Origin of the sequence: Dactylosporangium sp. NPDC005555, assembly GCF_040605635.1 — a bacterium.
Lineage (GTDB): Bacteria > Actinomycetota > Actinomycetes > Mycobacteriales > Micromonosporaceae > Dactylosporangium.
In genome coordinates this window covers 76,216-89,875 of record NZ_JBEXDG010000021.1, presented here as the reverse complement: position 1 = coordinate 89,875, position 13,660 = coordinate 76,216, and the positions used below count along the sequence as shown (strand labels likewise).

Below are 13,660 nucleotides of genomic sequence, written 5' to 3'. Positions count from 1 at the left end.
TCGCCCAGTTCGCGCCCGACGCCGGGTTCAGCATCCACACCGGGCAGCTGCTCGGCTACGGGACCGCACTGGTGTTCGTGGCATGGAAGGGCCGGACATGGCAGCGGGCGCGGATGCGGTTACCGCGGGCGTCGCGGGTCAGTCCGGCGAGGCCGAGTTCCTCCAGCAAGGGCGGCAGTTCCATGCCGAACCGGCCGCGGTAGCCCGTACCAGCCGCCGACGGGGTTTCAGGCGAACGGCCCCACGCATCGACCGTGCCGTCGGCGGCACCCAGCCGCCCTGCTCGTGCAGCACAGTTTGGCCAGCGTGCAGAGGCGTGGGAACAGGTTCGGCTGGTGGGTGGCGCAGATGCCGCCGGTTGTCGACGGCATAATCTCGGCGTTGTCTGGTTCAGCTGATGAGTCGGCTGTCGAAGCCGTCGGCGACGAGTCGGGTGTAGGCGTCGTGGACAGCCTCCGGTACGTCCTGCTCGATCGCGTAGCCCAGGTGCGGGTATTCGATGACGCGTTGCAGATCGCCGACGAGCATGTCGGTGACCATGCGTTCGTCGCCGATGGTGGTCGTGTATGCGTCGAAGGTGACCGGCGCCGATGCGCAGATGACAGTGACGTCGGGCCAGAGTTTGCGGCAGGTCGCGTAGGCACGGCGTTGCATGTACGGCATCGCGATGAGCATGACGGTGCGCACGGTGATGCCGGCGTCCTGGAGGGCCTGCCGGGACAGGGTGATGTTCTGGCCGGTGTTGGTGGCGTGGGGCTCGACGAGGATCGCTTCGTCGGGGATGCCGGTGGCGATGGCGTGTTCACGGAAGTGGACGGCTTCGCCGCGGGGGAAGTGGTCGGGGCGGGTGGGGTTCACTGCGCCGGTGAACACGATGGTCGGGAAAAGGCCCGCCTGGTAGAGGTGGGCGGCGTGGACGGGGACGCCGAGGTCGTGGCTGCCGAGTCCGATCGCCGCGTCGCATGGTTGTACTTCGTGGTTGAGCTGGTGGTAGTGCCAGATGGTGAGGGCGTCGCGGTGCTGCCGGTCGGTGATCGGCCGGGTATGGGTGTGCGTCACGCGAGGTCTCCCGGGTCACGTGTGGGCGCGGCCGTTGGTCCGCTCGAACGTGTGGCGGATGCTGTCGATGCTGCGCCGTTGGTGGTGCATACCGTACCGGTCGGCGAGGCGCGCACAGCGGGTGAGCAGGGTGAGTCCCTCGTCTGCGGTGGCGGGGTCGGTGAGCAGGATGTGGCCGTGTGCGGTGTCGAGACGGACCTGCTGCATCGGGGCGTCGGCGCCGCCGGCGGTGCGGGCGAGGCCGATGCTGCGCAGGGCGTCGCCGATGCGGCCGGCGCCGCGGTGGGCGAGGGCGAGTTTCTGCTGGGCGACGGCCCAGTCTTCAGCCTCGTCGAGGTGTTCGAAGTCGCGGGCGGCGGCGGTCATGACGATAGTGGCGTACCCGGTGTCGCCGTGCTTGGTCAAGGCGGTGCCGATCCACAGCCTGGCCCGGGCCCGGTCACGGCGGCTGAGCCGGTCGTCGACCGCGAGAGTTTCGTATCGGGTGGCTGCGGCCGCCAGATCGCCGGCCATCTCGGTGAGGACAGCGAGGGCGAGGTCGAGCTGGGCGAGCCGACGGTCGTTGCCGAGCTGGCCGAACAGGGCTCGCGCCTGCTGATAGGAACGGTCGGCGGAGTGCGGTCCCATGATGATGCCCTGGTCGCGGCGCAGGTCGCCGTGGATGGTGGCGGTGCGGGCGTACAGGTAGCGGCCGGTGTCGTCGAGGCGATGCGGGTCGGCGCGGTGCAGCCATCGCTCCAGCAGCGTGCCGGCGATCGTGAAGCTCTGCCGGCTCAGCGCGGCGACGGCCCGTTCGAGGTCGTCGGTCCACGACTCGTGGTCCACGCCAGACCCTGACCGCGGCAGGTCCGGGGTGGAGGCGGGCGGCTGCGGCCGAGCAGTCCCGGTGTGCAGTTCGAAGCGGAGCTGGACGGTGGCAGGGCAACGGGCGAGAGCGGTGTCGAGGATCGCCTGGGTCTGCGGTCGCGGCGAGGTCGTCGGGCCGAGCTGTTCCCATTTCGACACGGTGCGAGCGGCGACGCCGAGGTGAAGGGCGAACTCGCGGACGCTCATCCGCATCGCCTTGCGCAGCGCTAAGGCCTCCGACCCGGACCATTCACGCACCGCAATCATCACGCAGCCCTCCGTGTCCATAGAAGCATGTCGTGACCGCGGGTGCTGCACAAGTGCGACGGAAGTGCGACAGCCGGACATTCCCAACTCATCGATGCCGGTCGACGCTAGAAGTGCGGTTCCCGAAGGCATCCGCCGCTTGCTACCGAACTCGACCGGAGGTGCGCATGTCCGCTCCCGCAATCCCCGCCCCGGCGTCACCGGCTGCCCAGCCGTCCTGGGCCGGCGATGGGTTCATCGACCTGCCCGACGTGCTCAGCGCGGAGATCTGGGACCGCCTCACCGTCGAGGCGGAAGCACTGCAACCGACGGCGGCGCCGGGCGGATTCACCAACGTCGCCGCGCACCACGACGGGTCGTTCTGCTCGCCGTCGCGGTTCCGCAGCTGCCGGGGCGGCCCGGCCCTCACTGGCGTCCTGCGTGACCTCACCCTGCTGCACCTGGTCCGGGAGGTGACCGGTCTGCCCCGGCTGATCCCGGTCCGTTCGGGCTGGGTGTTCTACCGGTCCGGGGATTACATGGGGGTACACCGCGACAGCGTGAAGGCCACCGTGACGATCTCATTCACGGTCACCGGCGCCCTCGGCCCGATGAGCTGGGCGCCGTCGCTGCGGACAGTCGGCAACGATGTCCTCGGTCGCCTGGTCGCCGAGTACGGGCCTTTCCCTGCCGACGGGTTCGAGGCGTTCGAGGTGCCGGTACGGGGTCTGCGCGGCTTCGACGGCTACAACACCCCGCACTACCGGGCGCCGTTCGAGGGCGAGGTCGGCATCCTCGGCAACTTCTGCTACTTCGACCTGTAGCGCCACCACAGACGTGAGGAAGACCGCCGTGCTCGACACCGTCCGCCCGCCGATCGAAGCCCCAACAACCGAGCCCACCTCACCGGACGGCCGCACCGAACAGTGGCGGCGCACGGGTGCCGCGCCGTTGTCCGGCGTCATCGACGACGCCGGCTGGGACGCGCTGGTCCGCGAAGCCGTCAGCTGCGAGCCGGCCGCCGCGGACCGGATCAACGACTGCCCTGGGCTGATGGCTTACCGCGATGGCAGCATCACCTCGCCGCAGCGGTGCCGAGCCCACCGTGGCGGCTCGGCACTGCGGGCACTGGCCATCGGCCCGGCACTGCTCGAGGCGGCCCGGGCGGTGACCGGACAATGCACGCTCGTCCCGGCCAGGTACGGGTTCAAGTACTACCGGCCCGGCGACTTCATGGCAGTGCACCGCGACAGCGTGAAATGCGCCGGCATCACGGTCAGCTTCGCGCTCACCGAAAACCTCGGCCCGATGGGCTGGCTGCCACAGCTGCGCGACGCCAGCAACGACGCGGTCCTCGCCCACATCGGCGCCGAACCGTTCCCCTCCGACGGAGAGGAGTTCCCGCTCACCGACGGGATGTTCCACGGCTTCGACGGCTACAACATCCCGCACTGGCGCCCACCACACGCCGGGGACGGCGTCGCGATCCTCGGCACCGTCTGCTTCTTCGCCCTTTAACCCCAGAGGAGACGTCATGCAGCCCAAGCCCGACATCCAGCCCACCGACACGACCGTCGATGACCAGACGTACCTGCAGCAGCTGTTCGACGACGGCGTCGTGCCGCAGAACGCCGGCGGCGACGCGGCAATCCCCGACCGGTCCTTCTTCGACGAGACCGTGTACGTCGGCTGAACCCAGCACCATCAGCACCATCCGCCCACCCCTTGATGTGACTGGCGACAGCCGGCCACCGGGTGACCGCGGAAGCTGCGTCTGTCAGTGCTGGGTCCGCCGTCGCGCGGGTCCAGCACTCCGCCAACACTCGAACGGACACCGGATCATGCGCAAGGTCTTCCACACCGGCACCCACCGCGTCCGGCACCCCGACGACACCCTCACCGCGATCCTGCCCCTGCTGCCCGACTTCGGTGTTACCCGCCTCGCCGACGTCACAGGCCTCGACGACCTCAACATCCCGGTCGTCATGTCCGTCCGGCCCACCGCCACCACTCTGAGCGTCTCGCAGGGCAAAGGCACCACCCTCACCCTGGCCCGGATCTCCGCCGCCATGGAAGCCATCGAACTCTGGCACGCCGAACGCGCCGTCCCAGCCGTTACCCAGCACGCCACCTCCGCCGCCGCCCTCGACCTGTCCTACGACGTCACCGGCCTCGAACAGCACCCCGGCAGCCTGCTCACCCAGCACACCCGCCTCGACTGGATCCCCGCCACCATCCTGCCCACCGGACAGCCGACTCTGGTGCCGGTCAGCGCCGTCCACATGGGCCAGCACACCACCACAGCCTGGCGGCCCTACCTACGATCCGGCTCCTCCAACGGACTCGCCTCCGGCAACACCATCGCCGAAGCCACCATCCACGCCTGCTACGAGGCCATCGAACGCGACGCCACCAGCATCCTCGCCACAAGCCCCATCGCGGACCGCGATCACCTCGACCCGGCGTCCGTCGTCGACGACGCCTGCCGCAGCATCATCGACCGCATCCACGCCGCCTGCGCCTGGCTCGAACTCGTCCACATCCCCAACCGCTGGCAGATACCGTGCTTCGCCTGCTACCTGTGGCGCGACGACACCGCCAGCTGCATGGTCGTGGGCTCCGGCGCCCACAGCGACCCCGCCGTCGCACTCTCCCGCGCCATCACCGAAGCCGTTCAAAGCCGGCTCACCTTCATCACCGGCACCCGCGACGACATCCACCCCGCCATCTACACCCCCGGCACCTACCACCCGCCCGCCAGCACCACCCCGACCCGCAGCTGGCCCGACATCACCGCCGCCTACACCCGCACCTTCGACAGCGACGACGCCGAAGCCACCTGGCTCGCCGAACACCTCTCGGCCGGCGGCAGCCCACCGCTACGGGTCGTCCTCGCCGACCGGCCCGAGTTCGCCGTTGTCAAGGTCCTCTGCCCCGGCCTGGCGTACACCGCCCGACATGAAATCCCACGACCCGTCGGCCGTGCCGCCCGCAACGGCGTGCTCGGAGGTACGCGATGATCGTCACCGTCTTCGCCGGACCGACCATCGACCAACACACCATCCGCACCCACCTGCCCGACGCGCAGGTGCACCCGCCGATCCGCCACGGGGATCTGTACCGGCTGAACTGCGCGGCCGGCGATGTCGTCGTGATCATCGACGGCGTCTTCCATCAGAGCGCCCCGGTCCGGCACAAGGAGATCCTCGAACTCCTCGCAGCCGGCACGACCGTCATCGGCGTATCCAGCATGGGCGCGCTCCGCGCCGCCGAACTGCACCGCTACGGGATGATCGGCATCGGTGAGGTCTTCGCCGCCTATGCCGACGGCACCATCGACGCCGACGACGAAGTCGCCGTCATCCACACCCCCGACGATCACCGCCAGCTCTCCGAAGCCCTGGTCAACGTCCGCGCCACCCTCGCCGCCGCCACCCAGGACCACGTCCTGGACCGCGGCCACGCCGACCGGCTGCTCGGCTTGGCCCGCGCCATGCCGTACCCACAGCGGACCTGGCCAGCACTGGCTCGCGCAGCCACCGCCGAACCGGACCTGACCGACGCCATCCGGCGCATCACCGACTGGCGCCACACCCACCCCGCAGCGGGCAACGTCAAACGCGACGACGCGATCTCCGCCCTGGCCTGGGTCGCAGCCGGCTGCCCGAACCTGCCAGCCGCCGACCTCAGCTGGACGACCCAGCCGTGGCGCACCTCCTACACTCGGCACTGGCGCTCCCGGTATTGCCTCGTCCCCGCAGGCGACAGCTACGTGCCATTTCTCGCCGTCCTGCAGCACCAGCAGCTGTACGACCCGGTGTTCCCCGCCCGCTGGCGCCGCTACGTGCTCACCTGGATCGCCGGCCAGACACCGCCACCCGCCACGGACACGGCCCTCGACGCTGCCGCGCTCGCCGCAGCAGCGCAGCACGGTCTCACCGCCGACACGCTGACGCCCGACCAGCGCAGTCACTGGCTCACCCCGACCGAACTGCTCAGCCTATGCAACGACGACGCTCTCCTGCGTATCGTCGTCCGCTCGGCCCGCCTCGACGCCGCCGCAGCCATCTGGCCCACCAGCCTCGACGAGGCTCGCGACCTCATCGAGCCTGGGCGGCACAGCCCGCGCCACATCGCCGCCGCATTCGCCACCAATGCCGCCGCAGTAGCTGCCGACCCACGGCGCACCGTCCACCGCATCCGGGCCGACCTGATCCGCGTCCACCTCGCCGCCGTCTGGGGCATCACCCCCACCCATGCCGCCGAACTGGACGCTGCCGCCCGCGACCGCGGCTTCGACGGTCTCGGCGGCGCCATCACCGTGGCCCGCTCGTTCTACCTACGCGCCGCCACCGTCAGCCCATCCGTGCCGGCCGGCGCGGTCACCGGCTGATCCACGTCCGGCCCAGGCAGTCGCAGCGTCCGGACCTGCGGGACCAACATCGGCCCGACCGCAGCCGCCGCGATCAGCACCGCAAACACCCCCAACATCGTCAGCAGACCGAACCGCGACACCAGCGGACCACACACCAGATACACCACCGGCACCAGCACCAACTGCCCCAACGTGCTGTACGCACTCGTCCTGGCCTGCCGATGCGCCGGAATCCTCGCCTGCACCACCGTCGTCCACGTCACGATCGAAACATCCAACCCGACCCCCGTCACCACCACCACACCCAGCAGCACCGGCAGCGGCGCACCAGCTGCCATCGCCGCCAGCGGCAATGCCATCGCCCCCGTTCCCACACACACCGCGACGGCCACCCGCACCGGCCGCAGCAACAACGACACCGCCGATCCAGTGAGCAACCCACCAGCCAAGGCCGCGCCCACCAGCCCCCACCCTGCCGCGCCACCGAGATGATCCCGCGCATACACAGGACCCAACTGCTGATAACCAGCCAGCCAGCAGGCGACCACCACCGTCGACTGCACCACAATCACCCACAACCACCGCCGCGACCAGAAGTCCAACCACCCATCCCGCAGATCCGCCACGAACGACACCGCACCCCGAGCCCGATCCAACGGCACCCGCAACGCTGCGAACAACCCAGCCGCCAACACGAACGTCGCCGCATCGAAGACCAGCCCCCACCCTGGCCCTACCGCGGCGACCACCAGACCACCCAACGCCGGCCCGGCCACCTTCGCCACGTTCTGCCCCAGCCGCACCGATGCGTTCGCCCGCTGCAACCGCTCCGACGGCACCAACTGCGGCACCACCCCCTGCGCCGCTGGCCCGAAGAACGCCGAAGTCGCTCCGATCACCGCCGCCACCGCCGCCAACTGCCACACCCGAGCAACCCCAGTCAGCACCGCGATCGCCGCGACCGCCTGCGCGCCACCCGCAATAAGATTCGACACCACCATGATCAATGGGCGCGACCAGCGATCGGCGGCCACCCCACCGATCAGCAGCAACACCAACTGTGGCGCAAGGCCCGCCGCCAGCACCCAGCCCAACGCCGACGCACCGCCACCCAGATGCAATGCCGCAAACGCGGTAGCCAACGGCGCCACCGCCGAACCGCCACTCGACAACACCCGACCAGCAAAATACGCGGCAAACGCCGGGCCAGGACGGCTCGAAGACTCGATCACGAAGGCAACCCTTGACTCAAGGCCAGCCTCCGCATCACAGACGACTCCTTATCCCGGGCCCGCCATCTCCGTCCAGCACGGAGCGCGCAGGTTGGCCCTCCGGCGCGCTAACCGCGAAGAGACTAGCGCTTCATGTCCTGGCTCAGGGCGCACACACCATTCCTCCACCCGCATGGAACCTAGTCTCGGTGTGTGCAGTCGAGGTATCGCCGGCATGCACTGCAGTCAAGGCGGCAGCGCCGGCGAGGATGCCCGTGTTGCTGTGCGTCTCGGCTCTCGCCCGGGCCCTGACGGTGGCCCGGTTCACCAGTTCCAGCAGCCGGTCCAGGTGCGATCCGACCAGGTCGGCGTGTCGCCGCGCTGCGAGCATGATCGCGTTCGGCACGATGGCCGGGCCACCGGCGCGGCTCGTCGCCAGTGCCGGTGACAGGTAGTTGCTGAGGTACTCGTTGAGGTACAGGGTGATCTGCCGGACCAGCATGACTTTGACGGGGTCGTGCGCGACGCTTCGTTGCAGTTCCCGTTCCCGTCGCGGGATCACGTCCAGGCTGCCGGCCAGACGGGTGCGGAACAGCTGGTCGCCGGTGACGGCGAGTCCGCACCGGGCTGCCTCGGTGTCCGTCACGAGCAGCGCCAGTGCTGTCACCGCGGATCTTGCCCGGTCCTCGGCCTCGGCTGTGTGCTCGGCCCGCCGTCGCTGGTCGAAGGAGATGAGCATCGTGCCGAGCGCGGCACAGATCGCCAGCACGAACACGGCGGTGAGCACCGACGAGGATCTGGCAGGCCCGCGCATCGGTACGATCGCCTCCTAGCGGATCTGGTGGTGGATCGCGATGCGGCTACCCCTCCCGGCAAACCCCGCACACCAGGGCGCCCCCGCCACCCCCGATCTCACTTCGCCACCAGCGGCGGCGTCTGGTGCTGGCAGGGCCGGCAGGCGGGTTGCTGGTGGTGCGTCTGCTGTCACTGAGCCAGGTCGCCCGCCGGGCGCGCGAGCAGGTCGTTGCGGGAGGTCCGGGCAGTATGATTTATGGAGAATTGTTCCTTATGGCGATACAGAATGTCCGATTCTGCGCCCAGGACACCACGGTCGCACATGTCTGACTGCTCGTCGTCCTGACTGATTTCGGCTTCCACGTGGAGCCGTGGCGATGTGTGAGGAGTGCGGTGGGTGATGCGCGCGCGTCTGGTGTCGTTGCTGTTGCGCCCGGCGCAGCCGCCCTTGGTGCTCGGGCTCGTGGTTGCCGCATCGCTCATCGTGGTGGAGACCGTCGCCCTGTTCCCGCTCGAACAGGCCACCCACGAGAGTGCCAAGGGCCTGGTCTACCTGCTCGGCGTCCTGGTGATCTCGACCGTGTGGGGCGCCAGGCTGGGGGTGATGACATCGGTGGCCAGCGCCCTCGCCCTCGACTACTTCCATGTCCCGCCCTATTCGAGCTTGGACATCTCCGCGCGTCAGAACCTGGAGACCTTCACGTTCTTCATCGTCGCCGGGGTACTGACCGCCGGCCTGACGGACCTGGCCCGGTCACGTTCCGTCGAGGCATCCGAACGGCGCAGGGAGGCCGACCTCGCGGCCGAGCTGGCCCATCTCATGCTCGGCGCGGACGACCTGCGTTCGGCGCTGGGCACGGCGTCGAACCGGCTCGCTGAGGCGTTCGCGTTGCCGTTCGCGGCGATCAGGCTCGGCCCGGTCACCGCAGACGAGCGCTATACCGCGTTCCCGCTGTGGAACCGTGCCACGCGCCTGGGTACGCTCCTGGTCCCCGCCGATCTGCCCAAGAACATGTCGGCACGCCTCCGTCAGCGGGTGATCCCCTCCCTGGAGGCGTTGCTGCGCGCGGCCTCCGACCGGGAGGCGAACCGTGCGGCGCTCAGCGCGCTCGTGGCGGAACAGGCCGCGTTGCGGCGGGTGGCGACGCTGACCGCTCGCGGGGCCTCGCCGACCGAGGTGTTCGGGGCGGTGACGACGGAGCTGGGCGCGCTTCTGGGCCTCCACAGCGCGGCGCTGATCCGCTTTGAGGCCGACGGCAAGGCCTCCCGTGTCGCGGGCCACAACGTGCTGGCCGGCGACATACCCGATACACTCGTCCCGCTCGACGGCGACAACGTCGCCGGTGCGGTGTTGCGCACCGGCCGCGCGGCCCGGATGGACAGCTACGACAACGCTGTGGGCTCCAGCGCCACGATCCTGCGTGAGCTGGGTGCTCGTTCGGGAGTCGGGGTTCCGGTCATGGTCGAGGGTCGCCTGTGGGGTGTGGCCGTCGTCGTGTCCACGAAGCCTGAGCCGATACCGTCCGATGCTGAGGCACGTATGGTCGACTTCACCGACCTCGTCGCGACCGCGATCGCGAATGCCGACAGCCGCGCGCAGCTGACCGCGTCCCGCGCCCGCATCGTCGCCGCGGCCGACGACGCCCGCCGCCGGTTCGAACGCGATCTGCACGATGGCGCGCAGCAACGTCTCGTCCTGCTGTGTCTGGAGCTTCGCATGGCGGAGGCCTCGCTGCCGGCCGGCCAGGACTCGGTCAGGACGCTGCTGTCGAACACCGCGGAGGGCCTGACCGGCGTTCTCGAGGATCTGCGGGAGATGTCGCGCGGGATGCATCCGGCGATCCTGTCCAAGGGAGGGCTCGGCCCGGCGCTCAAGACGCTCGCCCGCCGCAGTGGGCTCCCGGTCGATCTCAACCTCAGTCTCGACCGGCAGTTGCCGGAGCCTGTCGAGGTGACCGCGTATTACGTCGTGTCGGAAGTGCTCACCAACGCCATCAAGCACGCCTGGGCGTCCATGGTGCGGGTCGACGTCGAGGCGGGGGACGCGACGCTGGAGATCCTGGCTCAGGACGACGGGATCGGAGGAGCGGATCCCGGCAACGGGTCCGGGCTGATCGGCCTGCAGGACCGCGTCGAGACGATCGGGGGACACATGGAGCTGGAGAGCCCGGTCGGGCACGGCACCACGTTGCTGGTCAGGATCCCGATCGATGGCGCGTGAGCAACGGCCGCACGGCAGACGACCTCAGCTCAACTCCGTCCCGTGCCGGGCGAGGACGACATGACCAGCCCCGGCGTGCCGGGATGAGCGTGGCGGGCCCTCCACGCCGAGGTGACCGAGTTCAGCAGGGTGTGCCGGGGTCGCCAGTGCAGGTCGGCGCGGATGCGGTCGATCGCGGCGACGACCTGCGGTGGGTCGCCGGGCCGTGGCGGCCCGGCGAGGACCGGCACGGGTGTGCCGGTGACGGACGCGACCGCGCGGACGACGTCCAGGACGGAGTGGCCGCGGCCGGCGCCGGCGTTGTAGATCTTGGCGCAGTGCCTGCCGGTGAGGCGTTGGGCGGCCAGCCGGTGCGCCACGGCCAGGTCGGCGACGTGGACGTAGTCGCGGACGCCGGTGCCGTCCGCGGTCGGCAGCGCGGTCCCGGCGAGGGTGAGCGGCACGCCCGTCTCCAGGGCGTCGAAGGCGAGTGGCAGCAGGTTGGTGGCGCCGCGGTCGCCGAGGTGCGGGGCGCCGGCGCCGACGGCGTTGAAGTAGCGCAGCGCGATCCAGGAGATGCCGTGCGCCCGGCCGGCGGCGGCGATGAGCTGTTCCGCGACGAGTTTGCTCTGCCCGTACGGGTTGAGTGGCCGGGGCGGTGCGGTCTCGGCGACGGTTGCGGTGTCCGGTATGCCGTAGACGGCGGCGGACGAGGAGAAGACCAGCCGGGAGACGCGCGTGTCGACCATCGCGGCGAGCAGCGCGCCGACGACGCCGACGTTCTGCTGGTAGTACCAGATGGGGCGACGCACCGATTCGGGGACGGACTTGCTGCCGGCCAGGTGCATGACGCCGGTGACGTGGTGCCGGTCCAGGGTGGCGCGCAGCATGACGGGGTCACCGGCGTCGGCGACGACGAGGGGCACGCCGGTGGGCAGCCGGGCGGGGTCGCCGGTGGACAGGTCATCGAGGGCGACGACGCGTTCGCCGGCTGCGAGGAGGTCCGCGACGACGTGGGCGCCGATGTATCCGGCGCCGCCGGTGACCAGCCAGGTCATCGTGGCACCGCCTGGTGTTCGGCCACGGTGCCGAGCCGCAGTCCCCGGTCGCGGGACCAGCCGATCAGCTGGGGGAGTGCGGCGTGGATCGCGGCCGCGGCGAGCAGTCCCGCGGTGAGTGCCCGCTTCATGCGGCGACCAGGTGCGCGACGGACTCGGGCAGGGCCGCGGCGGCGTCGGTGCCGATCGCGGCGAGCGTCGCGTCGTCGGCGGTGGCGGTCAGGGCGGCGGCGTTGCCCGCCAGGCGGTGCGATCCGGCGAGGGCCAGCAGCCATCCCCAGGTCCGGGGGAGGGTGGTGAGCTGCCGCCGGTACAGGCCGCGCAGCAGTTCCCCGGCCCGGCGCGGGACGAGGTCGACGAAGTCGTGCCGGTCGACCCGGTGGCCTCCGGCCCGCAGGCGCCGGGTCAGCTCGGCGGCGGCGCCGTCGTGTCCGGCGCCGAAGCTGGCGGAGACGACGACGATGCGCCGTCGTGCGTGCGGTGCTGGCTGGTGTTGCATTCCTGGCTCCCCTCGGTCCGGTGCGACCGGCCTTCGTCGCGTGGGGGAGATGCTGGCCGTCCGGTGCTGAAAGATCGCTGAACCCGCAGCAACCGCGTGAAGGCCACCGTGACGCCGATGGCGAGAAGCCAGCCGCCGAGCACGTCGGTGGGCCAGTGCGCGAGCAGCGCGACCCGGCTGACCCCGACGAGCACGGCCCAGCCGCCGGCGACGGCGACGAGGGCGGCCCGGGACCACCGGCCGGTCAGCACGGCCCAGCCCAGGACGATGACGATGCCCGCGGTGACCGCGGACGACGTGGTGTGCCCGGACGGGAAGGCCCAGCCGGTGGTCGGGGTGAGCCGGTCGACCGGGCGGGGGCGGTGCACCAGCGTCAGGATCGTGAGCCGGACGGCGGTGGCGGTGACCGCCGTGCCGAGCAGGAAGAGCAGGCCGGTGCGCCATCGCCGCAGCAGGAGCACCGCGGCCAGCAGCAGCGCGACCGGGAGCAGCACCTGGGTGTCGGCGCTGTGCGTGATCGCCGACATCGCCGAGCGCCAGCCGTCGTGGTCCAGGGCGAACCTGCGGGCGCCGTCGCTGACGGCGGTGTCGAGGCGGATCAGCGGCCCCCAGCGGAGGACGACGAGCACGGTGAGGAGGCCCAGTGCGGCGGCGCAGGCCACGGGAATCCGTCGCATCAGCCGCCGTCCGGGTCCATGCGGTAGCCGGCGCCGCGGACGGTGCGGATCGCGGACCGCCCGTACGGATGGTCGATCTTCTTGCGGATGTAGCCGACGTAGACCTCGACGATGTTCGGGTCGCCGTCGAACGCGGCGTCCCAGACGTTTTCGATGATGGCGGTCTTGGTGACCACGTCACCGGCGTGCCGCATCATGAACTCCAGCAGTGCGAACTCCCGCGGTGTCACCGGGATCTCGTCGTCGCCGCGGGTCACCCGCCGGCGGGCCGGGTCCAGGCGCAGGTCGCCGGCGCTGAGCACCACCGGCCGTTGCGGCGCGCCGCGGCGGATCAGGGCCCGGAGCCGCGCGACGAGCACCACGAACGAGAACGGTTTGGTGAGGTAGTCGTCGGCGCCGAGGTCGAGCCCGTCGGCCTCGTCGTAGTCGCCGTCCTTCGCGGTCAGCATCAGCACCGGCGTCCACACGTCGCGCTGCCGCAGCTGCCGGCACACCTCGTAGCCGCTCAGCCCGGGCAGCATGATGTCCAGCACGATCGCGTCGTAGGCGCCGTTGGGCGACTCGGTCGCCGCCCACAGCCCGTCGACGCCGTTGAAGATCAGGTCGGTGGTGAACCCCTCGGTGCGCAACCCGTCCCGGATCGTCTCGGCCAGCCCGACCTCGTCCTCGACCAGCAGCAGCCGCATCCGGACCC

The 13,660-nt window shown here is 70.5% G+C and carries 16 protein-coding genes; 6 read left to right on the top strand and 10 right to left on the bottom strand.

The window, feature by feature from the left end; genetic code table 11:
• Positions 1-55: 55 nt before the first annotated feature.
• The 3 genes from ABZS58_RS24230 to ABZS58_RS24220 all read right to left on the bottom strand — a co-directional run bounded on the left by ABZS58_RS24230 (position 56) and on the right by ABZS58_RS24220 (position 2,172).
• Entirely contained in the window at positions 56-274 is a 219-nt protein-coding gene (locus ABZS58_RS24230) for a DUF6855 family protein (protein ID WP_354785156.1), read from the bottom strand.
• A 116-nt stretch (positions 275-390) separates the two neighbouring features.
• The gene (locus tag ABZS58_RS24225; protein WP_354785023.1) at positions 391-1,059 is read right to left on the bottom strand and encodes a YdcF family protein; all 669 of its coding nucleotides are present in this window, start codon (positions 1,057-1,059) and stop codon (positions 391-393) included.
• Positions 1,060-1,074: 15 nt separating this feature from the next.
• Positions 1,075-2,172 carry a hypothetical protein gene (locus ABZS58_RS24220; RefSeq protein ID WP_354785154.1) on the bottom strand — a complete coding sequence of 366 codons (1,098 nt, stop codon included), beginning with the start codon at positions 2,170-2,172 and terminating at the stop codon, positions 1,075-1,077.
• Between the two features lie 167 nt (positions 2,173-2,339).
• Here ABZS58_RS24220 and ABZS58_RS24215 point away from each other — a divergent pair, with 167 nt between their 5' ends.
• The 5 genes from ABZS58_RS24215 to ABZS58_RS24195 all read left to right on the top strand — a co-directional run bounded on the left by ABZS58_RS24215 (position 2,340) and on the right by ABZS58_RS24195 (position 6,544).
• Positions 2,340-2,975 (top strand): hypothetical protein, encoded by a 636-nt coding sequence (locus tag ABZS58_RS24215; protein ID WP_354785021.1) that lies wholly within the window; start codon positions 2,340-2,342, stop codon positions 2,973-2,975.
• A 13-nt stretch (positions 2,976-2,988) separates the two neighbouring features.
• The gene (locus tag ABZS58_RS24210; RefSeq protein ID WP_354785019.1) at positions 2,989-3,669 is read left to right on the top strand and encodes a hypothetical protein; all 681 of its coding nucleotides are present in this window, start codon (positions 2,989-2,991) and stop codon (positions 3,667-3,669) included.
• A gap of 16 nt (positions 3,670-3,685) precedes the next feature.
• Positions 3,686-3,844, top strand: a complete 159-nt coding sequence (locus tag ABZS58_RS24205; RefSeq protein WP_354785017.1) for a hypothetical protein — start codon at positions 3,686-3,688, stop codon at positions 3,842-3,844.
• 148 nt (positions 3,845-3,992) lie between these two features.
• Complete coding sequence (locus tag ABZS58_RS24200) at positions 3,993-5,171, top strand: YcaO-like family protein (RefSeq protein ID WP_354785015.1); 1,179 nt, start codon at positions 3,993-3,995, stop codon at positions 5,169-5,171.
• A complete protein-coding gene (locus ABZS58_RS24195) occupies positions 5,168-6,544 on the top strand; it encodes a TfuA-like protein (RefSeq protein ID WP_354785013.1) in 1,377 nt (458 codons plus the stop codon). Before ABZS58_RS24200 ends, ABZS58_RS24195 begins: the two co-directional genes overlap by 4 nt.
• Here ABZS58_RS24195 and ABZS58_RS24190 read toward each other — a convergent pair.
• Both ABZS58_RS24190 and ABZS58_RS24185 read right to left on the bottom strand, forming a co-directional pair.
• Positions 6,487-7,758, bottom strand: coding sequence for an MFS transporter (locus ABZS58_RS24190; protein WP_354785011.1), 1,272 nt, complete (start codon positions 7,756-7,758; stop codon positions 6,487-6,489). The genes ABZS58_RS24195 and ABZS58_RS24190 overlap by 58 nt on opposite strands.
• Before the next feature lie 142 nt (positions 7,759-7,900).
• Positions 7,901-8,551: a hypothetical protein gene (locus ABZS58_RS24185; RefSeq protein ID WP_354785009.1), complete on the bottom strand. Its 651-nt coding sequence runs from the start codon at positions 8,549-8,551 to the stop codon at positions 7,901-7,903.
• 381 nt (positions 8,552-8,932) lie between these two features.
• On the opposite strand from ABZS58_RS24185, the gene ABZS58_RS24180 reads away from it, so the two are divergent.
• Complete coding sequence (locus tag ABZS58_RS24180; RefSeq protein WP_354785007.1) at positions 8,933-10,753, top strand: DUF4118 domain-containing protein; 1,821 nt, start codon at positions 8,933-8,935, stop codon at positions 10,751-10,753.
• A gap of 29 nt (positions 10,754-10,782) precedes the next feature.
• Here ABZS58_RS24180 and galE read toward each other — a convergent pair whose 3' ends face one another.
• The 5 genes from galE to ABZS58_RS24155 are packed head-to-tail and all read right to left on the bottom strand — an operon-like array spanning position 10,783 to position 13,652.
• Positions 10,783-11,790, bottom strand: a complete 1,008-nt coding sequence (galE, locus tag ABZS58_RS24175; RefSeq protein ID WP_354785005.1) for a UDP-glucose 4-epimerase GalE — start codon at positions 11,788-11,790, stop codon at positions 10,783-10,785.
• Positions 11,787-11,921: a hypothetical protein gene (locus tag ABZS58_RS24170; RefSeq protein ID WP_354785003.1), complete on the bottom strand. Its 135-nt coding sequence runs from the start codon at positions 11,919-11,921 to the stop codon at positions 11,787-11,789. The genes galE and ABZS58_RS24170 overlap by 4 nt, the downstream gene beginning before the upstream one ends.
• On the bottom strand, positions 11,918-12,289 hold the full coding sequence (locus ABZS58_RS24165) for a hypothetical protein (protein ID WP_354785001.1): 372 nt from the start codon (positions 12,287-12,289) through the stop codon (positions 11,918-11,920). The genes ABZS58_RS24170 and ABZS58_RS24165 overlap by 4 nt, the downstream gene beginning before the upstream one ends.
• Entirely contained in the window at positions 12,196-12,966 is a 771-nt protein-coding gene (locus tag ABZS58_RS24160) for a phosphatase PAP2 family protein (RefSeq protein WP_354784999.1), read from the bottom strand. The genes ABZS58_RS24165 and ABZS58_RS24160 overlap by 94 nt, the downstream gene beginning before the upstream one ends.
• Positions 12,966-13,652 carry a response regulator transcription factor gene (locus ABZS58_RS24155; RefSeq protein WP_354784997.1) on the bottom strand — a complete coding sequence of 229 codons (687 nt, stop codon included), beginning with the start codon at positions 13,650-13,652 and terminating at the stop codon, positions 12,966-12,968. The genes ABZS58_RS24160 and ABZS58_RS24155 overlap by 1 nt, the downstream gene beginning before the upstream one ends.
• Between the last annotated feature and the right edge of the window lie 8 nt (positions 13,653-13,660).

Bases quoted from the DNA above. Each gene is read 5' to 3' on its own strand.
- ABZS58_RS24220 (WP_354785154.1), bottom strand. From the start codon at position 2,172: ATGATTGCGGTGCGTGAATGGTCCGGGTCGGAGGCCTTAGCGCTGCGC.
- ABZS58_RS24215 (WP_354785021.1), top strand. From the start codon at position 2,340: ATGTCCGCTCCCGCAATCCCCGCCCCGGCGTCACCGGCTGCCCAGCCG.
- ABZS58_RS24205 (WP_354785017.1), top strand. From the start codon at position 3,686: ATGCAGCCCAAGCCCGACATCCAGCCCACCGACACGACCGTCGATGAC.
- ABZS58_RS24200 (WP_354785015.1), top strand. From the start codon at position 3,993: ATGCGCAAGGTCTTCCACACCGGCACCCACCGCGTCCGGCACCCCGAC.
- ABZS58_RS24195 (WP_354785013.1), top strand. From the start codon at position 5,168: ATGATCGTCACCGTCTTCGCCGGACCGACCATCGACCAACACACCATC.
- ABZS58_RS24185 (WP_354785009.1), bottom strand. From the start codon at position 8,551: ATGCGCGGGCCTGCCAGATCCTCGTCGGTGCTCACCGCCGTGTTCGTG.
- ABZS58_RS24180 (WP_354785007.1), top strand. From the start codon at position 8,933: ATGCGCGCGCGTCTGGTGTCGTTGCTGTTGCGCCCGGCGCAGCCGCCC.
- galE (WP_354785005.1), bottom strand. From the start codon at position 11,790: ATGACCTGGCTGGTCACCGGCGGCGCCGGATACATCGGCGCCCACGTC.
- ABZS58_RS24170 (WP_354785003.1), bottom strand. From the start codon at position 11,921: ATGAAGCGGGCACTCACCGCGGGACTGCTCGCCGCGGCCGCGATCCAC.
- ABZS58_RS24165 (WP_354785001.1), bottom strand. From the start codon at position 12,289: ATGCAACACCAGCCAGCACCGCACGCACGACGGCGCATCGTCGTCGTC.
- ABZS58_RS24160 (WP_354784999.1), bottom strand. From the start codon at position 12,966: ATGCGACGGATTCCCGTGGCCTGCGCCGCCGCACTGGGCCTCCTCACC.
- ABZS58_RS24155 (WP_354784997.1), bottom strand. From the start codon at position 13,652: ATGCGGCTGCTGCTGGTCGAGGACGAGGTCGGGCTGGCCGAGACGATC.